Here is a 24,160-nt window from a genome sequence, read left to right on the forward strand (position 1 = left end):
GGCCGGCCCGGGGCTACCGGTGAGCTTAGCGCAGGCCGGCGACGTAGTCCGCCACCGCCTTGATCTCGGCATCGGACATCCGCGCCGCGACCTCGGCCATCACCGCGTTGTTCTTGCGGCCGCCCTGGCGGAAGGCCACCAGCTGGGCCTCGGTGTACTCGGAGAACTGGCCGCCGATGCGCGGATACTGCGCCGGGATGCCGGCGCCGGCCGGCCCATGGCAGGCCGCGCAGGCCGGAACGCCCTTGTTGGCGATGCCGGCGCGGTAGATCTTCTGGCCCAGTTCGATCGTGTCCTTGTTCTTCGCGCTGGCGGGCTTGAGCGTCTGGCGGGCCAGGTAGGCGCCGACGTCGCGCATTTCCTGGGCGGTCAGCTGCGAGGCGATCGGCGTCATGATCGGGTTGTTGCGCACCTTGGCCTTGAAGTCGGCCAGTTGCTTGTCGCTGTATTCGGGATGCTGCGCGGCCAGCTTCGGATTGACCGCGGCGCCGCTGTTGCCGTTGGCGCCGTGGCAGCTCAGACAGGCGGGAACATTGCGATCCGGCGCGCCCTGCGTGTAGAGGGTCTCGCCCTTGGCCGGGTCCGCCTTCACGGCGGCTTGCTCGGCGGCCGAGGCCAGACCCGTGAAGGCCGTTGCCGGCAAGGCCAGTGCTACGACAGCCACAAGTTTCGCAATGCCATTCATTCGCACACCTTGTCTGAATTGTTTTGAATTCGCTATCGCGTGCCGGTCAGCCTCCGGCCTGCGGTGAGGACGCGCATTGGGGCGAAAAGACGGGACAGACCCGTTGGCAGACCACTGCCGGCCGGCAATATCAGGTCATGCCGGCCGCCAACAAGGCCAAAAGAACGTCGAACGCCACCCGGCCGGGAGGCCGTTAACCGCGGTATTGTACAATAAATCGCTTCTCGGATAGACGCTTGGCGCACTCCCGCGCGGGCTTCCCCGACCCTGCCTCTCCCTCATGTCTCTCCTACACCAGGCCCGCTTCTTCACCACCGTCAACCATCTGCGCGACCTGCCGGCCACCGCCGTGCCCGAGGTCGCCTTTGCCGGACGGTCCAATGCGGGCAAGTCGACCGCCATCAACGTGCTGTGCAACCAGAAGCGGCTGGCGTTCTCGTCCAAGACCCCCGGCCGCACGCAGCACATCAATTTCTTTGCGGTGGCGCCGGTCAAGGCACCCGATCCGCTGGCCTTCCTGGTCGACTTGCCGGGCTACGGCTACGCACAGGTGTCGGGCTCGGCCAAGTACCACTGGCAATCGCTGCTGAGCGACTACGTGCAGGCCCGGCAGCAGTTGGCCGGGCTGGTGATCATGATGGATGCGCGCCGGCCCTTCACCGATCTCGATTGCCAGATGGTCGAGTGGTTTCTGCCCACCGGCAAGCCGATCCACGTGCTGCTGACCAAGGCGGACAAGCTGACCAGCAGCGAGAATGCGCTGGCGCTGCGCGAGACGCGCCGCGTGCTGGCCGACTATGCAGCCCAGCTGGAGAACCCGCCCTTGCTGACCGCGCAGTTGTTCTCGAGCCTGAAGCGCCGCGGCATCGAGGAGGCGCAGCGCCATATCGCCGGATGGCTGGGGCTGCCCGAGGCGCAGCCTGCCGCGGCGCCGGCGACCAACGATGCACCGGCGGCCGCTGCATCGCCGACGGACGATGCAGCGCCGGAGGCCGCCGGCGACGACGCGCCGGACGGCACGCCTCCCGGCGAGTCCGACCGCAAGCCGGGCGGCGACGGCACCCCGTCGTAAGCGAGCGCGCAAAAAAAACCCCGCTGCAAGCAACGGGGGGGAATATTCCCGCCGCGAGGCGGGTACCCGCTCAGGGAGGAGTAGCGGGGGACCTCGCGCCACGCACGCGGCGCAACGCAAAGGGTCCGCGAGTATGATAGCGGGCACGCACAAAAGTTTAGTTTTTTATTGGACGCGGGACGCCGCCGCCCGACAGGCCAAGCCCCTGCCACATCCGGTCCCTTCGCCGTGACGCTGCGATCGCCCAGGTATCGTGGCCGGCTGCGCTCCGCCGTCCCCCTGACTGACGATCCCACCATGTCGACCTTCCCCGAATTCCGCCCCCGCCGCATGCGCCGTGACGACTTCTCGCGCCGGCTGATGCGCGAGCACCGGCTGTCGCCGGACAACCTGATCTACCCCGTGTTCGTGCTCGACGGACAGGGCCAGCGCCAGACCGTCGCCTCGATGCCGGGCGTCGAGCGCGTGTCGGTGGACCTGCTGCTGCCGGTGGCCGAGCAATGCGTGCAGCTGGGTATCCCGGTGATCGCGCTGTTCCCGGTCATCGATCCCTCGCTGAAGACGCCCGACGGCATCGAGGCGACCCGCGACGACGGACTGATCCCGCGGGCGGTGCGGGCGCTGAAGGACCGCTTCCCCGAACTGGGCGTGCTGACCGACGTCGCGCTCGACCCGTACACCAGCCACGGCCAGGACGGCGTGCTCGATGCCGACGGCTACGTGCTGAACGAGGAGACCGTCGAGATCCTGGTGCGCCAGGCGCTGACGCAGGCCGCGGCCGGCGTCGACATCGTCGCGCCGTCGGACATGATGGACGGCCGCATCGGCGCCGTGCGCAATGCGCTCGAGGATGCCGGCCACATCCACACCCGCATCATGGCGTACTCGGCCAAGTACGCGTCGGCGTTCTATGGCCCCTTCCGCGACGCGGTGGGCTCGGCCGCCAATCTGGGCAAGGGCAACAAGATGACCTACCAGATGGATCCGGCCAACACCGACGAGGCGCTGCGCGAAGTCGCGCAGGACATCATGGAAGGCGCCGACATGGTGATGGTCAAGCCCGGCATGCCGTATCTGGACATCGTCCGCCGTGTCAAGGACGAGTTCCGCTTCCCGACCTACGTCTACCAGGTCAGCGGCGAGTACGCGATGCTGAAGGCGGCCGCGCAGAACGGCTGGCTCGACCACGACAAGGTCATGATGGAATCGCTGCTGGCGTTCCGCCGCGCCGGTGCCGACGGCATCCTGACCTATTTCGCGCTCGACGCCGCCCGCCTGCTGGCGCGCTGATCCCTCGCGCATGCAGCTGCTCGGTTTTTCCGCCAGCCAGGTCCATCCGCTCGATTCGCTCGAGGCCGCGCGCGCCTTTCTCGCCGAACAGGCCGCGCCGCGCTTCGTCTGGGTCGACTGCACGCTCGCCGAGGTCAGCGCGGCGCCGTCGGCCTGGCGCGACAACCTGCAGACGCTGACCGGCGCGCCGGTGCTGGACCTGCATCTGGCCGACGCCACCAATGCCGCGCATCCGTCGTTCTTCGATACGACGCATGCCTACGACATGGTGATCTTCCGCAAGCTGACGTTCGAGACCAGCCGGCTGATTGCCGAGGCCGGCAGCGAGGGACCGGCGGCGGTGGGCGGCAATGCGAGCGACGCCGGCACCGGTGCCGGCACGGGTGCCGGCAACAGTCGCGCGCCGCACAACGGCGGAGCGGACACCGCGGCGCGGGCATCGGGGACGTCGGCGGCGACGGGGGCGGCGGGCACCGCCGGTCCCTCCGGCGCCTCGGCCCCGGCAACAAAGCCGCGCCGCCATCCGCCCGGCTTCCTGCCCGCGCTCGCCCGCATCGACACGCAGCCGGTGACGTTCTTCGTGTTCGACCACGTGCTGGCCACCGTGCGGCCCGGGCAGTCGCGCACGATCGAGCAGGTCCGCCAGCGGCTGCTCGAGCTGACACGCGGGCCTCGGCCCGAGGTCCGCACCAATGGCGGCACGGCGCTGGTGCACGGCATCCGTCCGCCGACGCGTCCCGAAGACCTGATGCTGCGGCTGCTGAACGCGATGGTCGACCGCTATCTCGAACTGCGCGCGCCGCTGACGCGCCAGCTCGACCGCTGGCAGCGTGCGCTGCTCAATGCGCGCAGCGGCTTTTCCAGCTGGGAGGGCCTGCTCGATGCGCGCATCCAGCTGCGCCGGCTGGAACATCTGTGCGAGGAACAGCGCGACGCGCTGCAGGAATTCCGCGACAGCCTGCTCGACAACACCTACAGCGACCCGGCCGGCGCCACTGCCAACGACCGCGACGAGGTGCTGCTTGTTCGCATCAACGACGTGATGGAACACATCCTCCGCGTGCTGGCGCATGCGCGGCGCCTCGAGGATTCGATCGAATCCGCGGTGCAGATCCACTTCTCGGCGGTCGCGCACCGGACCAACCGCACCATGCGGATGCTGACGATGATCACCGCGCTGTTCATGCCGCTGACGCTGATCACCGGCGTGTTCGGCATGAACTTCGAGCGCATGCCGTGGCTGCAGGAGCCCAGCGGTTTCTGGTGGTCGATCTGGCTGATGGGTGCGGTGGTGGTGGGAATCGGCGCGATGTGGGCGGTCGGCCGCTGGTTGTGGCGGGAGTGACTCGGGGCCGCGGGCAGGCCACGGCTTTGGCCGCGGCTTAGGCCCCGGCTTAGGCCCCGGCTTTGCGTCAGGCGCCCGCCGGCCCGAACGCGCGTTCCAGGCTCGCCAGGAAGCGTCCCGCCGCCTGATAGCCGATCACCCGCACCGGCAGCTCGCGCCCGTCGTCGCCGAACAGGATGATGCCCGGTGGGCCGAACAGGCCGAAGCGCTTCAGCAGTGCCTTGTCGTCGGCGTTGTTGGCGGTCACGTCGGCCTGCAGCATCACCACGTCGGCCAGCCGCGCCTGCACGCGCGGGTCGCTGAAGGTGAAGCGCTCCATCTCCTTGCAACTGACGCACCAGTCCGCATAGAAGTCCAGCAGCACCGGCTTGCCGGCGGCGCTGGCCTGCGCGATGCGGGCATCGAGCTCGGCCACCGAGCGGATCCGCTCGAAGCGCACCGCCTCGGCCGCCGGCGCACCGTCGCGCACGCCCGCCACCAGATGCGACAGCGGCTGCAGTGGATTGCGGCTGCCCGAGGCGAGGCCCACCAGCAGGATCGCGCCCGCCAGCGCGGACAGCACGCCGAGCCCCTTGCCCAGCCGCGCCACCGGATGCGGGTCCGCGCCCAGGCCGTCGAAGGCGCGCAGGAACACCGCGCCGACCAGCAGCAGCGTCGCCCAGCCCAGCATCGACAGCCAGGCCGGCAGCACCGGCCCGATCATCCACAGCGCGACGCCGAGCAGCAGGAAGCCGAACACGCGCTTGGTCGCCTCCATCCAGCGGCCCGCGCGCGGCAGCAGGTTGCCGGCGCCGACGCCGACCAGCAGCAGCGGCACGCCCATGCCGATCGCCATCGAGAACAGCGCGGCGCCGCCGGTCCAGGCGTCGCCGCTCTGCGCGATATAGGCCAGCGCGCCCGCCAGCGGCGCGGTCACGCAGGGACCAACGATCAATGCCGAGATCGCGCCCATCGCGGCGGCGCCGGCGATCTGGCCGCCGGGGCGGCGATTGGCGGAGTCGGTCAGGCGCGTCTGCCAGCGCTGCGGCAGTTGCAGTTCGTAGAGGCCGAACATCGACAGGGCCAGCGCGACCATCAGCGCGGCAAACAGCGCCAGCACCCAGGGCTTTTGCAGCGTCGCCGCCAGCCCTTCGCCGATCAGCCCGGCGGCGACGCCGACCGCGGTGTAGACCACCGCCATGCCGAGCACATAGGCCAGCGACACGACGAAGGCGCGGCCGCGATGCAGATGTTCGCCGACCACGATCGACGACAGGATCGGCACCATCGGCAGCACGCAGGGGGTGAAGGTCAGCAGCAGGCCGAGGCCGAAGAACAGCGCGACGATCGTCAGCAGGTGGCCGCCGGCGAGCGTCGCAGCGATGCGGCCGCTGTCGTCGATGGCCTTGCCGGGGTCGGCCTGCGCGGCGGCGCTGCGGGTTCCGGTGCCGGCGGGCAGCGGCGTGGCGGCGGCGATGGCGGAGGTGGCGTTGGTTGATGTGGCGTTGGCCGGCGTCGCATTGGAGCGGCCGCCGAGCAGCGCGCCGATGCCGGCGCCGCCGACCTCGTAGACGCTCTCCATCGGCGGATAGCACAGGCCCTTGTCGGCGCAGCCCTGCGAGGTCACGATCAGCGTCCATTTGCCGTCGGCCGGCGCGGACTCGACCGGCACGCGGATCGTCACCGTGTCGCGGTAGGTCTCCATCTCCTTGCCGAAGGTCTCGTCGAACTTGACCTTGCCGGCGGGCAGGTCGGGCGCGCCGAGCTTGACCTGCGCCGGTTGCGCGGCGAAGGCGAAGCGTTCGCGGTAGAGGTAGTAGCCCGGCGCGACATCGAAGCGGACCTCGACGGTGCGCGGGTCGATGGTGCGCGCGGCGAAGCGGAAGGCCTGCTCCGGCGGCAGGAAGTCGTCCTGGTCGGCCGCGCGGGCCGGGCCGGCGCCGAGGCACAGGCAAACGGCGAGCATCGCCAGGGCGATCGCGGCCAGCGTTTGCCAGGCTTGCCAGCCTTGCGCGCGCCGGGCGCCCTGCCCCGTGACCATGTCCATCGACCCCAAGCTGCTGCCCATCGTCGGTTCCTGCTGTTATTCGTTATGTCGTTGCGCTTTGCGTTGCGCTATGCCGCAGTGCCAGGTCGTTGCGCCATGCGGTTGCGCCATGCGGTCGCACTATGCGGTTGCGCTATACGCCTGCGGTTGCCCTATCTCTTTACGTTCGGCCGCGTCCCGCCGCGTCTTTTCCTGTCCTGTCCTGCGGCCGGCTCACGCGCCGCCGTCCGGCCCGGCCGTCTGCTCGCGTACCCAGTCGAGATAGGCCGGCAGGCCCGCTGCGACCGGCAGCGCGACGATCTCGGGCACATCGTAGGGATGGTGCTGGCGGATGACGGCTTCGAGCGCGTCGTAGCGCGCCCGCGTGGTCTTGATCAGCAGCGGCAATTCGCGCGCCGTCTCGACCGCCCCTTGCCACCAGTACTGCGACTCGCATGCCGGCAAACGGTTCACGCACGCGGCCACCCGGGCCTCCAGCAGCGCGCGGGTCAGCGCGGCGGCACTGTCCTCGTCCGGCAGCGTGGTGATCACCACCAATACCTGCGATGCGTCCATCGATATCGCTCCTGCATGACGCCGGCCAAAAAAACAAAAGAGCCAGGCAATTGCCTGGCTCGATTGTAAGCGGTTCGCCAATCCGCGGCGCCCGTGGCGGCCGCCGCGTCGGATCGGCGAAGGGGCGAAGGTCTTACTCCGCAGCTTCCTCGGCCGGGGCCTCGGTCACTTCGGGACGATCGACCAACTCGACCAGCGCCATCGGCGCGTTGTCGCCCTGACGGAAGCCGAACTTCAGGATGCGGGTGTAGCCGCCCGGACGGGTGGCGTAGCGCGGGCCCAGTTCGTTGAACAGCTTGGTGACCATGTCGCGGTCGCGCAGGCGGGCGAAAGCCAGACGGCGGTTGGCGACGGTGTCCTTCTTGGCCAGCGTGATCAGCGGCTCGACGACCTTGCGCAGTTCCTTGGCCTTCGGCAGCGTGGTCTTGATCAGCTCGTGCTGGAACAGCGAGTTGGACATGTTGCGCAGCATCGCGAGACGGTGCGACGAGGTGCGGTTCAGTTTCCGCAAACCATGACGGTGACGCATGATGATTCCTTTCTAGATCAGTGTTTGACCAGCTCTTCTATCGCCAGCGCATTCCCGTCGGGAGCGCGCTGGCGCGGGCCGGTAGTCGGTTTGCGCCGCCTGGCCATCGCTGGCCGGGCGGCAGGGACTGGCAGCGGACGCCGGCTGGCGCCCGCCGCGCAGATTACTTCTCCAGGCCGGCGGGCGGCCAGTTCTCGAGCTTCATGCCGAGCGTCAGGCCACGCGAAGCGAGGACTTCCTTGATCTCGTTGAGCGACTTGCGACCCAGGTTCGGGGTCTTCAGCAGCTCGTTCTCGGTACGCTGGATCAGGTCGCCGATGTAGTAGATGTTCTCGGCCTTCAGGCAGTTGGCCGAGCGCACCGTCAGCTCCAGGTCGTCGACCGGACGCAGCAGGATCGGATCGATCTGCGGCGCGCGGCTCGAAGCGGCTTCCGCCGACGACTCGGTGCCTTCCAGCGCCGCGAATACGGACAGCTGGTCGACCAGGATGCGGGCCGATTGACGGATCGCTTCCTCGGGCGAGATCACGCCGTCGGTTTCGATGTTCATCACCAGCTTGTCCAGGTCGGTACGCTGCTCGACACGGGCCGACTCGACCGCGTACGAGACGCGGCGCACCGGCGAGAACGAGGCGTCCAGCACGATGCGGCCGATCACCTTGTTCGACTCGTCGCCGAACTTGCGAACGTTGCCCGGCACATAGCCGCGGCCCTGTTCGACCTTGATCTGCATGTCCAGCTTGCCGCCGGCCGACAGATGGGCGATCACGTGGCCGGGATTGATGATCTCGACATCGTGCGGCAGCTCGATATCGGCGGCCGTCACCACGCCTTCGCCTTCCTTGCGCAGCGACACCGTGACTTCGTCGCGGTTGTGCAGCTTGAAGACGACGCCCTTCAGGTTCAGCAGCAGGTTGACGACGTCTTCCTGCACGCCGTCGATGGTGGAATATTCGTGGACCACCCCAGCGATCGTCACTTCGGTCGGGGCATAGCCGACCATCGACGACAGCAGCACGCGACGCAGGGCGTTACCGAGCGTATGGCCGTAGCCGCGCTCGAACGGCTCCATCACGACTTTGGCGTGATGATCGCCCAGCGGCTCGACGGCGATGATTTTTGGCTTGAGGAGTGCTGTTTGCATTAGGTTGTCCTTTTCAATACCCTCGGCTCGTTACACCGATAAGGCTGAGTTCTGGAACCCGAAAAAACCCATCGTACGATGGGCAATAAGCCCGGCGCGCCGAAGCGCGCCGGGCTGAAGATGGAGCTCGACGAGAAATCGCAAGCCGCGGCCGTTGTAGGCGAACGGGTCCGGGCGATTAACGCGAATACAATTCGACGATCAGGCTCTCGTTGATGTCGCCCGAGATATCGGCGCGATCCGGCACTTGCTTGAACGTGCCTTCGAACTTCTTGGCATCGACGGCCACCCAGCTCGGGAAACCCGACTGCTCGGCCAGCGACAGCGACTCGGCGATACGAGCCTGCTTCTTGGCCTGTTCGCGGATCGACACCACGTCGCCGACCTTGATCTGCGCCGACGGCACGTTCAGGGTCTGGCCGTTGACCAGGATCGCCTTGTGCGACACCAGCTGGCGCGCTTCGGCACGGGTCGAGCCGAAGCCCATCCGGTACACGACGTTGTCCAGGCGGGTTTCCAGCAGCTGGAGCAGGTTTTCGCCGGTATTGCCCTTGCGGCGGTCGGCCTCGGCAAAGTAGCGGCGGAACTGGCGCTCGAGCACGCCGTAGATGCGCTTGACCTTCTGCTTTTCACGCAGCTGGGTGCCGTAGTCGGAGGTACGGGCGCCCGAGGTACGGCCGTGCTGGCCCGGCTTGCTGTCCAGCTTGCACTTGTCGGCGAGCGAGCGGCGCGCGCTCTTCAGGAACAGGTCGGTGCCTTCACGGCGGGAAAGTTTGGCCTTCGGGCCGGTATAACGTGCCACTTTATCTTCCTTACTGATTCGATCGCGGCGCCAGGATCGACGCGCCGCGAGTCCGCCTGCTGCATCCGCCTTGAGGGACGGTGACGGCGAACGGTGGGCTTATCCAACGCGCGCGGCCGAACGGCTGCGCGCCACACAATGAATTCGCACGGAATTCCGACGATCTGTCCGGCAGCACCCGCTGGCGCGGATGCCTCGCCGACAAAACGCGGCATTCTATCACAACAAGAACGACAGGACCCGCGCCCGGAAAATCCGACGCGGGTCCGGCGATGCCTGGCGCTTAGATACGGCGGCGCTTCGGCGGACGGCAGCCGTTGTGCGGCACCGGCGTGACATCTTCGATCACGGCGATCTTGATGCCCAGCGCGTTCAGCGCGCGCACAGCCGATTCACGACCCGGGCCCGGGCCCTTGATGCGCACTTCCAGGTTCTTGATGCCCTGGTCTTGCGCGACGCGGCCGGCGTTCTCGGCAGCAACCTGGGCTGCGAACGGGGTCGACTTGCGCGAACCCTTGAAGCCCTGGCCACCCGAGGTCGCCCACGAAAGGGCATTGCCCTGACGGTCGGTGATCGTGATGATCGTGTTGTTGAACGAGGCGTGGACGTGCGCGATGCCGTCGGCGACGTTCTTCTTGACCTTCTTACGCGCGCGCTGGGCGGCGTTGTTCGGACCTTTTGCCATTAGTTATCTTCCTCTGCCTTGGGCGTTACTTCTTCAGAGCCACGCCGGCCTTACGCGGACCCTTGCGGGTACGGGCGTTGGTGCGGGTGCGCTGGCCACGCAGCGGCAGGCCGCGGCGGTGACGCAGGCCACGATAGCAACCAAGGTCCATCAGACGCTTGATGTTCATCGTGGTTTCACGACGCAGGTCACCCTCGACCGTGACCTTGCCCACTTCGTCACGAAGCTTTTCCAGGTCGGCGTCGGTCAGATCCTTGACCTTCTTGTCAAAAGGAACGCCAGTGGCCTCGCAAATCTTGCGAGCGCGCGAGCGGCCGATACCGTAAATCGCCGTCAGGCCGATCTCGGTATGCTTGTGATTCGGGATGTTAACCCCTGCGATACGTGCCATTCGTCAATCCTCTTTACGATTAGCCTTGGCGTTGCTTGTGGCGGGGATCCGACGAGCAGATCACGCGCACGACACCGTTGCGCTTGATAACTTTGCAGTTGCGGCAAATGCGCTTAACAGAAGCCAGCACTTTCATGATTTTCCTCTTCCTTCAATTCCTGTTTCGGCTCACTTCGTCCGGAAGACGATGCGCGCGCGTGACAGATCGTATGGCGTCAATTCGACCGTAACTTTGTCCCCCGGCAGGATGCGGATGTAGTGCATCCGCATCTTCCCGGAGATATGGCCCAGTACGACATGGCCATTTTCCAGCTTCACCCTGAAGGTCGCATTGGGCAGGTTTTCGATTACCTCACCCTGCATCTGGATGACGTCGTCTTTAGCCATACCTAGCCTGTCCTGACCCGGCTCAGCGCAAAGTCAGGTTACCTTTGAAATTGGCCTTCTTCAGCAACGACTCGTACTGCTGCGACATGACATAGGACTGAACCTGGGCCATGAAGTCCATCGTGACGACCACGATGATCAGCAGCGAAGTTCCGCCGAAATAGAACGGCACGTTCCAGCGCAGCACCAGGAATTCCGGCAACAGGCAGACCAGTGTGATGTAGATCGCACCAGCCAGCGTCAGTCGCACCAGAATCTTGTCGATATAGCGCGTCGTCTGCTCGCCAGGACGGATGCCCGGAATGAAGGCACCGCTTTTCTTCAGGTTGTCCGCGACTTCCCGGCTGTTGTACACCAACGCCGTATAGAAGAAGCAGAAGAACACGATTGCCGCAGCATAGAGCAGGATGTACACCGGTTGGCCGGGCGACAGGGTCGCGGCCAGGTCCTTGATGAACCTGCCCACGGCGCCGGTCGAATCCGACGTGAACCAGCCCGCGATCGTCGCCGGGAACAGGATGATCGACGATGCGAAGATCGGCGGAATCACCCCTGCCATGTTCAGCTTCAGCGGCAGGTGCGACGACTGGCCGCCGTACACCTTGTTGCCGACCTGACGCTTGGCATAGTTCACCAGGATCTTGCGCTGGCCGCGTTCGACGAACACCACCGCGAACGTCACCGCGATCACGATCGCCACGATGAAGATCGCCGCGATGATGCTCATCGAGCCGGTACGAACCAGTTCGAACAGCCCCCCGATCGCATTGGGCAAGCCCGCCGCGATACCACCGAAGATGATGATCGAGATGCCGTTGCCCAGTCCGCGCTCGGTGATCTGCTCACCCAGCCACATCAGGAACATCGTGCCGGTCACCAGCGTGATCACCGCGGTAGCGCGGAACATCATGCCGGGGTCGATCACCAGGCCCGGTTGCGACTCGAGCGCGACCGCGATCGAGAACGCCTGGAAGGTCGCCAGCAGCACGGTCCCGTAACGGGTGTACTGGGTGATCTTCCGCTGTCCGGCCTGCCCTTCCTTCTTCAGCGATTCCAGCTGCGGCAGCACGATCGTCAGCAACTGCATGATGATCGACGCCGAGATGTACGGCATGATGCCGAGCGCGAACACGGTGAAGCGCGACAGCGCGCCTCCCGAGAACAGGTTGAACATCCCGAGGATGCCACCCGACTGACTCTGGAACAGCTGCGCCAGTTGCTCCGGATCGATTCCCGGCACCGGAATATGCGCACCGATGCGGTAGACGATCAGGGCCAGCACCAGGAACATCAGCCGGCGCTTGAGATCGCCGTACTTCGCCGTGTTCCTGGCCTGTGCGCTTGCATTGGGTTTCGCCGTGGCCAAACGATGCTCCGACTTGTGACTCGCCTATGCTGCGAAATCTGCTTACTTACTCCGCGATCTGACCGCCCGCGGCTTCGATCGCTGCCTTGGCGCCAGCGGTGGCGCCCAGACCCTTGATCGTCACCTTGCGGGTCAGCTCGCCGGCCTTGATGACCTTGGCGCTCTTGACCAGGTCGCTGACCAGACCGGCCTGCTTCAGAACCAGCAGGTCGACTTCGGCCGCTTCCAGGCGCTCCAGATCACGCAGCGTGACTTCGGCGGTGAACGCCTTGGTCAGCGACGTGAAGCCGCGCTTCGGCAGACGACGGTACAGCGGCATCTGGCCGCCTTCGAAGCCCACCTTGTGGAAGCCGCCCGAACGCGACTTCTGACCCTTGTGACCGCGACCGGCGGTCTTGCCCAGGCCGGAGCCGATACCGCGGCCGACGCGACGCTTGGCGTGCTTCGAACCGGCGGCCGGTTTCAGGTTGTTCAGTTGCATATTGCTCTCCATATCCCGATCTTGGCCCAGGCTCAGCCGATGACCTTCACCAGGTACGAGACCTTGTTGATCATGCCGCGCACGGCCGGCGTATCCTGCAGTTCCGACACCGAGTTGAGGCGGCGCAGGCCAAGACCACGAACGGTGGCGCGATGATCCTCGCGCGTGCCGATCAGGCTGCGCACGAGTTGCACTTTTACGGTTTTCTGCGACATTTCGTTCACCTGCCTTAACCGAGGATGTCTTCGACAGACTTGCCACGCTTGGCGGCGATTTCGCCCGGCGTGCTCATCTTCTGCAGACCGTCCAGCGTGGCGCGAACCATGTTGTACGGGTTGGTCGAGCCGTGCGACTTGGTGACCACGTTGGTCACGCCCATCACCTCGAAGATCGCGCGCATCGGGCCGCCGGCGATCACGCCGGTACCTTCCTTCGCCGGCATCATCAGCACCTTGGCGGCGCCGTGCTTGCCAACGACTTCGTGCTGCAGCGTGCCGTTCTTCAGCGGGACCTTGACCATCTTCCGACGGGCTTCGTCCATTGCCTTCTGCACGGCCACCGGCACTTCCTTCGCCTTGCCCTTGCCCATGCCGATGCGGCCATCGCCGTCACCGACCACGGTCAGCGCAGCGAAACCGAGGATCCGGCCGCCCTTCACCACCTTGGTGACGCGGTTGACCGAGATCATCTTCTCGCGGAGGCCGTCGTCGCGTTCGTCCTGCTGGACTTTTGCTTGCATCTTTGCCATGACGTATCTCTCTTAAGCGCTTAGAACTTGAGGCCGGCTTCGCGGGCAGCGTCAGCCAGGGCCTTCACGCGACCGTGGAAGCGGAAGCCGGCGCGATCGAACGCGACGGTTTCCACGCCGGCAGCCTTCGCCTTCTCGGCGATGCGCTTGCCGACCACGGTGGCAGCAGCGGTGGTGGCACCGCTGCCGGCCAGTTCCTTGCGCACTTCTGCTTCGACGGTCGAAGCCGACGCCACCACCCGGGTGCCGCACGGCGAGTAGACCTGAGCGTAAATATGCGTATTCGTACGGAACACAGTCAGACGATTGACCTTCAGCTCGGCAATCTTGGCGCGGGTCTGACGTGCACGGCGCAAACGAGCGTCTTTCTTGTTCATCACTGCACCCCTTACTTCTTCTTGGTTTCCTTCAGGATGACGCGCTCGTCTGCGTAGCGAACACCCTTGCCCTTGTAGGGCTCGGGCGGACGGTACGCGCGGACTTCCGCGGCAACCTGACCGACTTTCTGCTTGTCCGCACCCTTGATGATGATCTCGGTCTGCGTCGGCGTTTCCGCCTTCACGCCTTCCGGCATCTCATGGATCACGTCGTGCGAGAAACCAAGCTGGAGCTTCAGCGCAGCGCCTTGCAGCTGGGCACGATAGCCCACGCCTACCAGGGTCAGCTTGCGCTCGAAACCGGTGGTCACGCCCTTGACCATATTGGCCACCAGAGCACGCATGGTGCCCTGCAGAGCGTTTGCTTCGCGCGATTCGTCAGCGGCGGCGAAGGTCAGCGTGTCGTTCTCGACGTTGACCTTGACCAGGCTGTGAATCGGCTGGGACAGCGTACCGAGCGGGCCCTTGACGGTGAGCACGCCGGCCGCCACATTCACTTCCGCGCCTTTCGGCAGCGCGATGGGAGCCTTACCTACACGGGACATGGTTACTCCTTACGCGACGTAGCAGATGACTTCGCCGCCCACGCCCGTGGCACGTGCCGCGCGATCGGTCATCAGACCCTTGGGGGTCGAGATGATCGCGACGCCCAGGCCGTTCATCACTTGCGGGATTTCGCTGCGGCCCTTGTACACGCGCAGACCGGGCTTCGACACGCGTTCGATGCGCTCGATCACCGGACGGCCGGCGTAGTACTTCAGACCGATGGTCAGTTGTGCCTTGCCGCCTTCCTCGGCGACAGCGTAGTCGTCGATATAGCCTTCGTCCTTCAGGACCTTGGCGATCGCCACTTTCAGCTTCGACGACGGCATGACAACCGACGCCTTCTGCACGCCCTGGGCGTTGCGGATGCGCGTCAGCATATCGGCGATAGGATCGCTCATGCTCATACTGTTTCTCCTGTAGCCTGTGCGTAATTACCAGCTGGCTTTCGTCAGACCCGGAATTTCGCCCTTGAAGGCGATCTCGCGGATCTTGTTACGCGCCAGGCCAAACTTGCGGAAGGTACCGCGGGGACGACCGGTGATCGCGCAGCGATTGCGCTGGCGGGTCGGATTGGCGTTGCGCGGCAGCTGTTGCAGCTCCAGGCGCGCTTCGTAACGCTCTTCTTCCGACTTCGCTTGGTCGTCGATAATGGCCTTGAGGGCAGCGCGCTTCTCGGCGTACTTCGCCGCGAGCTTCGCGCGCTTCTTCTCACGTTCAATCAGAGCCAATTTAGCCACGGTTACCCCTTAATTGCGGAACGGGAACTTGAATGCGGCGAGGAGCTCCTTGGCTTCCTCGTCATTCTTCGCCGTCGTCGTGATGCTGATGTTCAGACCGCGCAGCGCGTCGATCTTGTCGTACTCGATTTCGGGGAAGATGATCTGCTCTTTCACACCGATGTTGTAGTTGCCACGGCCGTCGAACGACTTGCCGGACACACCACGGAAATCGCGCACGCGCGGCAGGGCCACGGTGACGAAACGGTCGAGGAATTCCCACATCCGTTCGCCACGCAGGGTCACCATCGCACCGATGGGATAGCCCTGGCGAATCTTGAAGCCGGCGATGGCCTTGCGGGCCTTCGTCACGACCGGCTTCTGACCAGCGATCTTGGTCAGGTCGCCCACTGCCAGTTCGATGACCTTCTTGTCATTGATGGCTTCGCCCAGACCCATGTTCAGCGTGATCTTGGTGATGCGGGGCACCTCCATGACCGACTTGTAGCCGAACTTCTTCATCAGGGCCGGAACGACCTGTTCTTTGTACTGCTCTTGCAGACGTGCTGCCATGCTCAACTCCTATCCGTGCCCAGAATCAAGCGGCGACGACGGCGCCGGTGGTCTTGAGCACGCGCACGCGCTTGCCTTCCACCAGCTTGATGCCGACGCGCGACGGCTTGCCATTGGCATCCACGAGCGCAACGTTGGAAATATGCAGGGGCATGACCTTGTCGATCACGCCACCGGTCGTGCCCAGCATCGGGTTCGGACGTGCGTGCTTCTTCGCGACGTTCACGCCCTCGACGGCGACCTTGTCGCCCAGCACGGCCTGGACCTTGCCGCGCTTGCCCTTGTCCTTCCCGGTCAGGACGATGACGTCGTCGCCTTTGCGAATCTTGTTCATGGCGGCTCCTTACAGCACTTCCGGTGCGAGCGACACGATCTTCATGAAGCGCTCGGTACGGAGTTCACGAGTCACCGGCCCGAAGATACGGGTGCCGATCGGCTCGAGCTTGTTGTTCAGCAGGACAGCGGCATTGCCGTCGAACTTGACGAGCGAACCGTCCGCGCGGCGCACGCCCTTGGCGGTGCGGACCACGACGGCGTTGTAGATATCGCCCTTCTTCACGCGACCGCGCGGCGCTGCGTCCTTGACGGTCACCTTGATGATGTCGCCTACGCTCGCATAGCGGCGCTTGGACCCACCCAGCACTTTGATGCACAGCACTTCGCGCGCACCCGTGTTATCGGCCACTTCGAGCCGGCTTTCTGTCTGAATCATGGTGTTTGTCTTCCCAACTTAATCCACCGGGCCCACGAAAAAGGTACGCCCGCCGGTCAGTCTTGGTCCCGTCGGCCACCGGCATTGCGCCAGTCACCGTTTGGGTTGATCAACTTGAAGTCGGTGTGCCAGGCGGTCTGAACGATGTAACAAGTCAGGAGCCGCTAGGCCTGGGGTTCGCTTTAACGGACCGCCCGGGTGGTGTTACAAGAGACGGCCGCAATAAAGCGGAAGTCCAGGATTATAGCACATAACCCTGGACCTGCAAGTCAACCGAGAACCTGTTGGTTCTTAGATGACGCGCGCTGCTTCGACCAGCCGGGAAACGACCCAGGACTTGGTCCGCGAGATCGGACGGCCTTCCTGGATCTCGACCTTGTCGCCTTCCTTGTACTGGTTGGCTTCGTCATGCGCCTTGTACTTCTTCGAGCGCAGCACGTACTTGCCATACAGCGGGTGCTTGACACGGTTTTCGACCAGGACCGTCACGGTCTTGTCCATCTTGTCGCTTACCACGCGGCCGACCAGGGTACGGCGAAGCGACGATTCCGTTTGTGCAGTTTCAGTCATTTCGAGTTCGCCTTTTCGTTCAGCACGGTATGCACCCGCGCGATGTCCTTGCGCACCTTCTTCAGCTGGCTGGTGTTCTGCAGCTGTTGGGTGGCCTTTTGCATGCGCAGGCTAAATTGGGCCTTCAGGAGCTCGGAGAGCTCTTGGTTCAGGCCTGCGGCGTCCTTGCCGCGAAGTTCGGATGCTTTCATCCCTGCTCTCCTTACGTCCCGACCTGGCGCACCACGAAATTGGTCGCGATCGGCAGCTTGGCCGCCGCGAGGCGGAACGCCTCACGCGCCAGCTCTTCGCTCACGCCATCCATTTCGTACAGCATCTTGCCCGGCTGGATTTCAGCCACGTAGTATTCCGGATTGCCCTTGCCGTTACCCATACGGACTTCGGCGGGCTTCTTCGAGATCGGCTTGTCCGGGAAGATCCGGATCCAGATGCGGCCGCCACGCTTGATGTGGCGGGTCATCGCACGACGTGCCGACTCGATCTGACGAGCCGTCAGACGGCCACGGCCCATTGCCTTCAGGCCGAATTCGCCGAAAGACACGGCGTTGCCACGGGTAGCCTTACCCGTGTTGCGGCCTTTCTGCTCCTTGCGATATTTTCTGCGCTTCGGTTGCAGCATCGTTATTCTCCACTCTTCGCGTCTGCGCCAGGCGCAGCGCGGCGACCGGCACCAGCGCCACCGCGGCGGTTGCCACCCGGACGGCCTTCACCGTCACGACGGCGACCGTCCGGACGACCCGGGCGACGACGACGTTCGTCTTGCGGCTCTTCCACCACCGGCGCGTCGTTGCGGCCGAGGTGATCACCCTTGTAGACCCACACCTTGACACCGATGATGCCGTAGGTGGTTTCCGCTTCGGAGAAGCCGTAGTCGATGTCGGCACGCAGGGTATGCAGGGGCACGCGGCCCTCGCGGTACCACTCGGTACGTGCGATTTCGATACCGTTCAGACGGCCCGAGCTCATGATCTTGATGCCCTGGGCGCCCAGGCGCATCGCGTTCTGCATCGCGCGCTTCATCGCGCGGCGGAACATGATGCGGCGCTCGAGCTGCTGGGTGATCGAGTCGGCGATCAGCTGAGCATCGGTTTCCGGCTTGCGGATTTCCTCGATGTTCACGTGCACGGGCACGCCCATGCGACGCTGCAGCTCGGCCTTCAGCAGTTCGATGTCCTCACCCTTCTTGCCGATCACCACGCCCGGACGCGAGCTGTAGATGGTGAGACGGGCATTGCGGGCGGGGCGCTCGATGACGACGCGGCCCACCGAAGCGTTCTTGAGCTTCTTCTTCAGAAAGTCGCGAACTTCGATGTCTTCCTTCAGCATGCCGGCGAACTTCGTGTTGTTGGCGTACCAACGCGAAGCCCAGTTACGGCTGACGGCCAGACGGAAGCCAGTCGGATGAATCTTCTGTCCCATCGTGACTCCTTAGTTGCCGAGCGTCACAGTGATGTGACAGGTTTGTTTCTCGATGCGGTTGCCGCGGCCCTTTGCCCGTGCGGTGAAGCGCTTGAGCGAGGTTGCCTTGTCGACGTAGATCGATTTGACCTTCAGCTCGTCGATGTCGGCGCCTTCGTTGTGCTCGGCGTTGGCGATGGCCGATTCGACCACCTTCTTCACGATCCCGGCGGCCTTCTTCGGGCTGAACGCCAGGATGTTGAGCGCGCGCTCGATCGGCAGACCACGGATCTGGTCGGCGACCAGGCGCGTCTTCTGGGCGGAGATGCGGGCACCGCGATGAATCGCTTTCACTTCCATGATGGCACCTTACCTCTTCGCTTTCTTGTCAGCCGCGTGGCCCTTGAACGTGCGCGTCAGCGCAAATTCACCGAGCTTGTGGCCGACCATGTTTTCCGTGACGTACACCGGCACGTGTTGACGGCCGTTGTGGACGGCGATCGTCAGGCCGATGAACTCCGGCAGAATGGTCGAGCGGCGCGACCACGTCTTGATGGGTTTCTTGTCCTTGCCGCTGACAGCCGTTTCCACCTTCTTCAGCAGGTGGGCGTCACAGAAAGGACCCTTTTTTGCAGAACGAGTCATGTGTTTAGCTCCTACCTACCGATTAACGCTTGTGGCGGCGCTGCACGATCATGCTGGCAGTGCGCTTGTTGCTGCGGGTGCGGTAACCCTTGGTCGGGGTGCCCCACGGCGACACAGGATCGCGACCAGCAGCGGTACGGCCTTCACCACCACCGTGCGGGTGGTCGATCGGGTTCATCACCACGCCGCGGACGGTCGGGCGAATACCGCGCCAGCGCGTCGCGCCGGCCTTGCCGATCACGCGCAGGCTGTGCTCTTCGTTGCCCACTTCACCGATGGTGGCGCGGCATTCGATATGCACGCGGCGCACTTCACCGGAGCGCAGACGCACCTGGGCGTAGACGCCTTCGCGAGCCAGCAGCACGGCGGAACCGCCGGCGGCACGCGCGATCTGGGCGCCCTTGCCCGGCAGCATTTCCACGTTGTTGATCGTGGTACCGACCGGGATGTTGCGGATCGGCAGGTTGTTGCCGGCCTTGATCGGGGCTTCCGCGCCGTTCATCAGCTGCTGGCCGGCAACCATGCCCTTGGTGGCGATGATGTAGCGGCGCTCGCCGTCGGCGAACAGCACCAGCGCGATGTTGGCGCTGCGGTTCGGATCGTATTCCAGGCGCTCGACCTTGGCGGGGATGCCGTCCTTGTCGTTGCGCTTGAAGTCGACCACACGGTAGTGATGCTTGTGGCCACCGCCCTTGTGACGGGTGGTGATGTGGCCATTGTTGTTACGGCCCGACTTCTGGAATTGCTTTTCCAGCAGCGGCGCGTACGGTTCGCCCTTGTGCAGGTTGCGGTTGACAACCTTCACCATCGAGCGGCGACCCGGGGAAGTCGGCTTGGTCTTGACGAGTGCCATGATTACTTGGCCTCCGCTTCAAAATTGATTTCCTGACCCGGCTTCAGCGACACGTAGGCCTTCTTCACATGGTTGCGACGACCCATGAAGCGACCGAAACGCTTTTGCTTGCCCTTCTGGTTCAGGATCTGAACGGACTGCACCTCGACCTTGAACAGCAGTTCGACCGCCGCCTTCACTTCCGCCTTGTTGGCGTCGCGAGCGACTTCGAACACCACTTGTTCGTTCTTGTCGGCGACCAGGGTTGCCTTTTCGGAAACCACCGGCGCGAGCAGCACCTGCATCAAACGATGATCGTTCTTGGCTACTTGCGTCATTTGAGCAACTCCTCGATCTGCGCGACGGCCGCCTTGGTCACCAGCACCTTCTTGTAGTGCACGAGCGACAGCGGATCGGCGTGGCGCGGCTCGACAACCGCCACGTGCGGCAGGTTGCGCGAAGCCAGGTAGAGGTTTTCGTCGAGGTTGTCGGTGATGATCAGCACCGAGTCCAGACCCATGGCCTTGAACTTGTCGGCCAGCAGCTTGGTCTTGGGCGCGTCGACGGAGAAACCCTCCACCACGTTGATACGACCTTCCCGGGCCAGCTGCGAATAGATCGAGCGCATGCCGGCACGGAACATCTTCTTGTTGACCTTCTGGCTGAAGTTCTCTTCCGGCGAGTTCGGGAAGATACGGCCGCCCCCGCGCCACAGCGGCGACGAGGACATACCGGCACGAGCACGGCCCGTACCCTTCTGACGCCACGGCTTCTTCGTGGTGTGCTTGACCTCTTCGCGGTCCTTCTGCTTCCGGTTGCCGCTACGCGCGTTGGCCTGGTAAGCGACGACGATCTGGTGAACCAGAGCTTCGTTGTAATCGCGGCCGAAGACTTCGGGCGAGGCGGAGACGCCTGCACCGATCTGGCCGTTGTCCTGGAGGAGCTTAAGTTCCATGTGTCCGCTCCTTAAGCCGCAGCTTTGGCCTTGACGGCCGGGGTAACGATGACTTTGCCGCCCTTCGAACCCGGGATCGCGCCCTTGACCAGCAGCAGCTTGCGCTCTGCGTCGATCTTGGCGATGACCAGGTTTTGGACGGTACGCGTGACGTCACCGAGGTGGCCGGTCATGCGCTTGCCCGGGAACACACGGCCCGGATCCTGCGCCATACCGATCGAACCCGGCACGTTGTGCGAACGCGAGTTACCGTGCGTGGCACGGCCCGACGCGAAGTGGTAGCGCTTGATGGTACCGGCGTAGCCCTTACCGATCGTCACGCCCTGCACGTCGATCTTCTGGCCGACCGCGAACAGGTCGACCGACAGCGTGCCGCCGGCTTGCAGCTCGGCAGCCTTGGCTGCAGCCACGCGGAATTCTTTGATGACTTCGCCCGCTTCCACACCGGCTTTGGCGAGGTGACCCGCCAGCGGCTTGGTGACGCGGCTTGCGCGCCGGGCGCCGAAGGTGACTTGCACCGCGGTATAACCGTCGGTCTCGTCCGTCTTGATTTGCGTCACGCGGTTGTCGCCGACCTCGATCACGGTCACGGGAATTGCTTCACCGTCGTCCGTGAAAATACGGGTCATGCCAACCTTGCGACCTACAAGGCCAAGGCTCATGGTTTGCTCCATTCCCGGCTGCGATTGGCCGGGGCTGATTGATACACGAAACGTGTTGAGTGTTTCTGGTGTCGGGGGCTTGCGCAAAAGAGACGGCGCGCGGCCAAAACGGCCAGCCCAATACCCATAGATAGATGGGTAGCCTTACACTATATCGCAGCCTCCTGGAAAGGGCAACTGCAATCTGGCAAGGGGTTCAGCAAATGGGGGTTTTGCTGTTGCAACGTGGTTGATACGTCGCTATTTCGGCGTTCCGGCACCGAAAAAGGAAAACGGCGAACTTGCGTTCGCCGTTCCACTGCAGAGCGGCCGCGCGGGGCGGCCGGTCTCGTCGGATCGATTACACCTTGATCTCGACGTCCACGCCAGCCGGCAGGTCCAGCTTCATCAGCGCGTCGACGGTCTTTTCCGACGGGTCGACGATGTCCAGCAGACGCTGATGGGTGCGGATCTCGAACTGATCGCGGCTGGTCTTGTTCACGTGCGGCGAACGCAGGATGTCGAAGCGCTCGATGCGGGTCGGCAGGGGAACCGGGCCCTTGACGATCGCGCCGGTGCGCTTGGCGGTATCCACGATTTCGGCGGCCGACTGGTCGATCAGGCGATAGTCGAAAGCCTTCAGGCGGATACGGATCTTCTGGTTCTGCATGATTTTTCCTTAAAAGAGCGATGGGCCGTCACGGCCCGGTGGTAGCAGGGACGGGCGGAGGCCACCCGTCCCGACAGCCTGGTTTAGTCCAGGATCTTGGCGACGACGCCGGCGCCGACGGTGCGGCCGCCTTCACGGATGGCGAAGCGCAGGCCTTCTTCCATCGCGATCGGGGCGATCAGCTTGACGGTGATCGACACGTTGTCGCCCGGCATGACCATTTCCTTGTCCTTCGGCAGCTCGATCGAGCCGGTCACGTCGGTCGTACGGAAATAGAACTGCGGACGGTAGTTGTTGAAGAACGGGGTGTGACGGCCACCTTCGTCCTTCGACAGGATGTACACCTCGCCGGTGAAGTGCGTGTGCGGCTTGATCGAACCCGGCTTGCACAGCACCTGGCCGCGCTCGACGTCTTCACGCTTGGTGCCGCGCAGCAGCAGACCGACGTTGTCGCCAGCCTGGCCCTGGTCCAGCAGCTTGCGGAACATTTCCACGCCGGTGCAGGTGGTCTTGACCGTCGGGCGGATGCCGACGATTTCGATTTCCTCACCGACCTTGATCACGCCACGCTCGATACGGCCGGTCACCACGGTACCGCGGCCCGAGATCGAGAACACGTCTTCGACCGGCATCAGGAACGTGCCGTCCACGGCGCGCTCCGGCGTCGGGATGTAGGTGTCCAGTGCCTCGGCCAGGCGCATGATCGCCTCTTCGCCCAGGTCGCCCTTGTCGCCTTCGAGCGCCAGCTTGGCCGAACCCTTGATGATCGGGGTGTCGTCGCCGGGGAACTCGTACTTCGACAGCAGCTCGCGCACTTCCATTTCCACCAGCTCGAGCAGCTCGGCGTCGTCCACCATGTCGCACTTGTTCAGGAACACGATGATGTACGGCACGCCGACCTGACGGGCCAGCAGGATGTGCTCGCGCGTCTGCGGCATCGGGCCGTCAGCGGCCGAGCACACCAGGATCGCGCCGTCCATCTGCGCAGCGCCGGTGATCATGTTCTTGACGTAGTCGGCGTGGCCCGGGCAGTCAACGTGCGCGTAGTGGCGGTTGGCCGTCTCGTACTCGACGTGCGCGGTGTTGATGGTAATACCGCGTGCCTTCTCTTCCGGCGCCGCATCGATTTCGTCGTACTTCTTCGCGGCACCGCCGAACTTCGAAGCCAGCACCGTCGCAATCGCCGCCGTCAGCGTCGTCTTGCCGTGGTCAACGTGACCAATCGTACCAACGTTCACGTGCGGCTTGGTCCGCTCGAACTTTTCCTTTGCCATTTCGCGACTCCTGTCTCGGTAGCGATATTGCCAGTGCGGTATTTGGTGCCCATGGGCAGGATCGAACTGCCGACCTCTCCCTTACCAAGGGAGTGCTCTACCACTGAGCCACATGGGCGAAACTTGATGACTGCGTTGCAGCAATCCTGCTGGAGCGGGTGAAGGGAATCGAACCCTCGTCGTAAGCTTGGAAGGCTTCTGCTCTACCATTGAGCTACACCCGCCCGGGTTACTTCACTTCACCGACATTGCCGGACTGCTGCTGCATTGCATTCTGGTGGAGAGGGTTGGATTCGAACCAACGTAGGCGTAAGCCAACAGATTTACAGTCTGCCCCCTTTAGCCACTCGGGCACCTCTCCGCAGAGAACTTGCGATTATGGTGTAATCGCCCCCGCCTGTCAAGCGCTTTCCCTCTGCTTTGCCAGGAAAACGGCTTGTTCGATCATCGGCGGAAACGGGCTGCGGCGGCCCGTGGCGAACCATCTTCGCGAACATCGGAAACGATGTCCTCTCACCCTATAGGGGCCCGCAAAACGGCCTGGAACGCGTCTACAGCAGTCGGGATATGGCGGTTGAGCTACCTGGGAGCGCGGTGGACTGGCCCGCTTTCCGCCGCCGCAAAGCAAAACACCCCAGACCTTGGGAGATCTGGGGTGTTCTGGGGATGGAGAGCCTGGCGATGACCTACTTTCACACGGGTAGTCCGCACTATCATCGGCGCGAAGTCGTTTCACGGTCCTGTT

General features: G+C 64.2%; 36 protein-coding genes and 3 tRNA genes. 3 read left to right on the forward strand and 36 right to left on the reverse strand.

What is annotated here, in order from left to right; all coding sequences use genetic code 11:
- Positions 1 to 25: 25 nt before the first annotated feature.
- Positions 26 to 685: a cytochrome c gene (locus K7G19_RS24030; RefSeq protein WP_149319737.1), complete on the reverse strand. Its 660-nt coding sequence runs from the start codon at positions 683 to 685 to the stop codon at positions 26 to 28.
- A gap of 280 nt (positions 686 to 965) precedes the next feature.
- On the opposite strand from K7G19_RS24030, the gene yihA reads away from it, so the two are divergent.
- The 3 genes from yihA (at position 966) to K7G19_RS24045 (ending at position 4,392) form a co-directional block, all read left to right on the forward strand.
- Positions 966 to 1,757 carry a ribosome biogenesis GTP-binding protein YihA/YsxC gene (gene yihA, locus K7G19_RS24035; protein WP_226109515.1) on the forward strand — a complete coding sequence of 264 codons (792 nt, stop codon included), beginning with the start codon at positions 966 to 968 and terminating at the stop codon, positions 1,755 to 1,757.
- Positions 1,758 to 2,054: 297 nt separating this feature from the next.
- Positions 2,055 to 3,047: a porphobilinogen synthase gene (hemB, locus tag K7G19_RS24040; RefSeq protein WP_150082627.1), complete on the forward strand. Its 993-nt coding sequence runs from the start codon at positions 2,055 to 2,057 to the stop codon at positions 3,045 to 3,047.
- A gap of 10 nt (positions 3,048 to 3,057) precedes the next feature.
- Positions 3,058 to 4,392 (forward strand): magnesium transporter CorA family protein, encoded by a 1,335-nt coding sequence (locus K7G19_RS24045; RefSeq protein WP_226109516.1) that lies wholly within the window; start codon positions 3,058 to 3,060, stop codon positions 4,390 to 4,392.
- A 67-nt stretch (positions 4,393 to 4,459) separates the two neighbouring features.
- Here K7G19_RS24045 and dsbD read toward each other — a convergent pair whose 3' ends face one another.
- From dsbD to K7G19_RS24220, 35 genes are all read right to left on the reverse strand, one after another.
- Positions 4,460 to 6,412: a protein-disulfide reductase DsbD gene (gene dsbD / locus K7G19_RS24050; protein ID WP_370639596.1), complete on the reverse strand. Its 1,953-nt coding sequence runs from the start codon at positions 6,410 to 6,412 to the stop codon at positions 4,460 to 4,462.
- A gap of 219 nt (positions 6,413 to 6,631) precedes the next feature.
- Positions 6,632 to 6,973, reverse strand: coding sequence for a divalent-cation tolerance protein CutA (cutA, locus tag K7G19_RS24055; protein WP_149319740.1), 342 nt, complete (start codon positions 6,971 to 6,973; stop codon positions 6,632 to 6,634).
- 133 nt (positions 6,974 to 7,106) lie between these two features.
- A complete protein-coding gene (gene rplQ, locus K7G19_RS24060) occupies positions 7,107 to 7,502 on the reverse strand; it encodes a 50S ribosomal protein L17 (RefSeq protein ID WP_006577446.1) in 396 nt (131 codons plus the stop codon).
- A gap of 163 nt (positions 7,503 to 7,665) precedes the next feature.
- The gene (rpoA, locus tag K7G19_RS24065) at positions 7,666 to 8,646 is read right to left on the reverse strand and encodes a DNA-directed RNA polymerase subunit alpha (protein ID WP_149319741.1); all 981 of its coding nucleotides are present in this window, start codon (positions 8,644 to 8,646) and stop codon (positions 7,666 to 7,668) included.
- 178 nt (positions 8,647 to 8,824) lie between these two features.
- Entirely contained in the window at positions 8,825 to 9,448 is a 624-nt protein-coding gene (gene rpsD / locus K7G19_RS24070; protein WP_006577444.1) for a 30S ribosomal protein S4, read from the reverse strand.
- Between the two features lie 283 nt (positions 9,449 to 9,731).
- On the reverse strand, positions 9,732 to 10,133 hold the full coding sequence (rpsK, locus tag K7G19_RS24075; RefSeq protein ID WP_023264857.1) for a 30S ribosomal protein S11: 402 nt from the start codon (positions 10,131 to 10,133) through the stop codon (positions 9,732 to 9,734).
- A gap of 25 nt (positions 10,134 to 10,158) precedes the next feature.
- Positions 10,159 to 10,524: a 30S ribosomal protein S13 gene (gene rpsM, locus K7G19_RS24080; RefSeq protein ID WP_006577443.1), complete on the reverse strand. Its 366-nt coding sequence runs from the start codon at positions 10,522 to 10,524 to the stop codon at positions 10,159 to 10,161.
- A gap of 19 nt (positions 10,525 to 10,543) precedes the next feature.
- Positions 10,544 to 10,660, reverse strand: coding sequence for a 50S ribosomal protein L36 (gene rpmJ / locus K7G19_RS24085; RefSeq protein WP_006160433.1), 117 nt, complete (start codon positions 10,658 to 10,660; stop codon positions 10,544 to 10,546).
- A gap of 32 nt (positions 10,661 to 10,692) precedes the next feature.
- Entirely contained in the window at positions 10,693 to 10,911 is a 219-nt protein-coding gene (gene infA, locus K7G19_RS24090; protein WP_006577442.1) for a translation initiation factor IF-1, read from the reverse strand.
- A gap of 22 nt (positions 10,912 to 10,933) precedes the next feature.
- A complete protein-coding gene (secY, locus tag K7G19_RS24095) occupies positions 10,934 to 12,277 on the reverse strand; it encodes a preprotein translocase subunit SecY (RefSeq protein ID WP_149319742.1) in 1,344 nt (447 codons plus the stop codon).
- A 46-nt stretch (positions 12,278 to 12,323) separates the two neighbouring features.
- Positions 12,324 to 12,758, reverse strand: coding sequence for a 50S ribosomal protein L15 (gene rplO, locus K7G19_RS24100; RefSeq protein ID WP_006576228.1), 435 nt, complete (start codon positions 12,756 to 12,758; stop codon positions 12,324 to 12,326).
- Positions 12,759 to 12,790: 32 nt separating this feature from the next.
- Entirely contained in the window at positions 12,791 to 12,973 is a 183-nt protein-coding gene (gene rpmD / locus K7G19_RS24105) for a 50S ribosomal protein L30 (RefSeq protein ID WP_006576229.1), read from the reverse strand.
- Between the two features lie 14 nt (positions 12,974 to 12,987).
- Positions 12,988 to 13,506, reverse strand: coding sequence for a 30S ribosomal protein S5 (gene rpsE, locus K7G19_RS24110; RefSeq protein ID WP_006576230.1), 519 nt, complete (start codon positions 13,504 to 13,506; stop codon positions 12,988 to 12,990).
- Between the two features lie 20 nt (positions 13,507 to 13,526).
- On the reverse strand, positions 13,527 to 13,883 hold the full coding sequence (gene rplR, locus K7G19_RS24115) for a 50S ribosomal protein L18 (RefSeq protein WP_226109517.1): 357 nt from the start codon (positions 13,881 to 13,883) through the stop codon (positions 13,527 to 13,529).
- 11 nt (positions 13,884 to 13,894) lie between these two features.
- On the reverse strand, positions 13,895 to 14,428 hold the full coding sequence (gene rplF, locus K7G19_RS24120; protein ID WP_149319744.1) for a 50S ribosomal protein L6: 534 nt from the start codon (positions 14,426 to 14,428) through the stop codon (positions 13,895 to 13,897).
- A gap of 9 nt (positions 14,429 to 14,437) precedes the next feature.
- Positions 14,438 to 14,833, reverse strand: coding sequence for a 30S ribosomal protein S8 (gene rpsH, locus K7G19_RS24125; RefSeq protein WP_006576233.1), 396 nt, complete (start codon positions 14,831 to 14,833; stop codon positions 14,438 to 14,440).
- Positions 14,834 to 14,860: 27 nt separating this feature from the next.
- Positions 14,861 to 15,166 (reverse strand): 30S ribosomal protein S14, encoded by a 306-nt coding sequence (gene rpsN / locus K7G19_RS24130; RefSeq protein ID WP_006576234.1) that lies wholly within the window; start codon positions 15,164 to 15,166, stop codon positions 14,861 to 14,863.
- 9 nt (positions 15,167 to 15,175) lie between these two features.
- Entirely contained in the window at positions 15,176 to 15,718 is a 543-nt protein-coding gene (gene rplE, locus K7G19_RS24135; protein WP_006576235.1) for a 50S ribosomal protein L5, read from the reverse strand.
- Between the two features lie 25 nt (positions 15,719 to 15,743).
- Entirely contained in the window at positions 15,744 to 16,052 is a 309-nt protein-coding gene (gene rplX / locus K7G19_RS24140) for a 50S ribosomal protein L24 (RefSeq protein WP_226109518.1), read from the reverse strand.
- A gap of 9 nt (positions 16,053 to 16,061) precedes the next feature.
- Complete coding sequence (gene rplN, locus K7G19_RS24145) at positions 16,062 to 16,430, reverse strand: 50S ribosomal protein L14 (protein WP_006576237.1); 369 nt, start codon at positions 16,428 to 16,430, stop codon at positions 16,062 to 16,064.
- A 291-nt stretch (positions 16,431 to 16,721) separates the two neighbouring features.
- A complete protein-coding gene (gene rpsQ, locus K7G19_RS24150; protein WP_149319745.1) occupies positions 16,722 to 17,000 on the reverse strand; it encodes a 30S ribosomal protein S17 in 279 nt (92 codons plus the stop codon).
- Positions 16,997 to 17,191, reverse strand: a complete 195-nt coding sequence (gene rpmC / locus K7G19_RS24155; RefSeq protein ID WP_006576239.1) for a 50S ribosomal protein L29 — start codon at positions 17,189 to 17,191, stop codon at positions 16,997 to 16,999. The genes rpsQ and rpmC overlap by 4 nt, the downstream gene beginning before the upstream one ends.
- A gap of 11 nt (positions 17,192 to 17,202) precedes the next feature.
- On the reverse strand, positions 17,203 to 17,619 hold the full coding sequence (rplP, locus tag K7G19_RS24160) for a 50S ribosomal protein L16 (RefSeq protein ID WP_006576240.1): 417 nt from the start codon (positions 17,617 to 17,619) through the stop codon (positions 17,203 to 17,205).
- A 2-nt stretch (positions 17,620 to 17,621) separates the two neighbouring features.
- Positions 17,622 to 18,419, reverse strand: a complete 798-nt coding sequence (gene rpsC / locus K7G19_RS24165) for a 30S ribosomal protein S3 (protein WP_023264853.1) — start codon at positions 18,417 to 18,419, stop codon at positions 17,622 to 17,624.
- A 9-nt stretch (positions 18,420 to 18,428) separates the two neighbouring features.
- The gene (rplV, locus tag K7G19_RS24170; RefSeq protein ID WP_061956552.1) at positions 18,429 to 18,758 is read right to left on the reverse strand and encodes a 50S ribosomal protein L22; all 330 of its coding nucleotides are present in this window, start codon (positions 18,756 to 18,758) and stop codon (positions 18,429 to 18,431) included.
- A 9-nt stretch (positions 18,759 to 18,767) separates the two neighbouring features.
- Positions 18,768 to 19,043, reverse strand: a complete 276-nt coding sequence (gene rpsS / locus K7G19_RS24175) for a 30S ribosomal protein S19 (protein ID WP_006576244.1) — start codon at positions 19,041 to 19,043, stop codon at positions 18,768 to 18,770.
- Positions 19,044 to 19,065: 22 nt separating this feature from the next.
- A complete protein-coding gene (gene rplB, locus K7G19_RS24180; RefSeq protein WP_149319746.1) occupies positions 19,066 to 19,896 on the reverse strand; it encodes a 50S ribosomal protein L2 in 831 nt (276 codons plus the stop codon).
- Positions 19,897 to 19,898: 2 nt separating this feature from the next.
- Positions 19,899 to 20,213 (reverse strand): 50S ribosomal protein L23, encoded by a 315-nt coding sequence (rplW, locus tag K7G19_RS24185; RefSeq protein WP_006576245.1) that lies wholly within the window; start codon positions 20,211 to 20,213, stop codon positions 19,899 to 19,901.
- The gene (gene rplD, locus K7G19_RS24190) at positions 20,210 to 20,830 is read right to left on the reverse strand and encodes a 50S ribosomal protein L4 (protein WP_149319747.1); all 621 of its coding nucleotides are present in this window, start codon (positions 20,828 to 20,830) and stop codon (positions 20,210 to 20,212) included. Before rplD ends, rplW begins: the two co-directional genes overlap by 4 nt.
- An 11-nt stretch (positions 20,831 to 20,841) precedes the next feature.
- Positions 20,842 to 21,492 carry a 50S ribosomal protein L3 gene (rplC, locus tag K7G19_RS24195; protein WP_226109534.1) on the reverse strand — a complete coding sequence of 217 codons (651 nt, stop codon included), beginning with the start codon at positions 21,490 to 21,492 and terminating at the stop codon, positions 20,842 to 20,844.
- A gap of 340 nt (positions 21,493 to 21,832) precedes the next feature.
- Positions 21,833 to 22,141, reverse strand: coding sequence for a 30S ribosomal protein S10 (gene rpsJ, locus K7G19_RS24200; protein WP_006576248.1), 309 nt, complete (start codon positions 22,139 to 22,141; stop codon positions 21,833 to 21,835).
- 83 nt (positions 22,142 to 22,224) lie between these two features.
- Complete coding sequence (tuf, locus tag K7G19_RS24205; protein ID WP_053822680.1) at positions 22,225 to 23,415, reverse strand: elongation factor Tu; 1,191 nt, start codon at positions 23,413 to 23,415, stop codon at positions 22,225 to 22,227.
- 43 nt (positions 23,416 to 23,458) lie between these two features.
- Positions 23,459 to 23,533: transfer RNA gene (locus tag K7G19_RS24210), tRNA-Thr, on the reverse strand.
- 32 nt (positions 23,534 to 23,565) lie between these two features.
- A tRNA-Gly gene (locus K7G19_RS24215) sits at positions 23,566 to 23,639 on the reverse strand.
- Positions 23,640 to 23,690: 51 nt separating this feature from the next.
- Positions 23,691 to 23,776: transfer RNA gene (locus K7G19_RS24220), tRNA-Tyr, on the reverse strand.
- Between the last annotated feature and the right edge of the window lie 384 nt (positions 23,777 to 24,160).

The organism is Cupriavidus sp. DB3 (genome assembly GCF_020418465.1).
Lineage (GTDB): Bacteria > Pseudomonadota > Gammaproteobacteria > Burkholderiales > Burkholderiaceae > Cupriavidus > Cupriavidus cauae.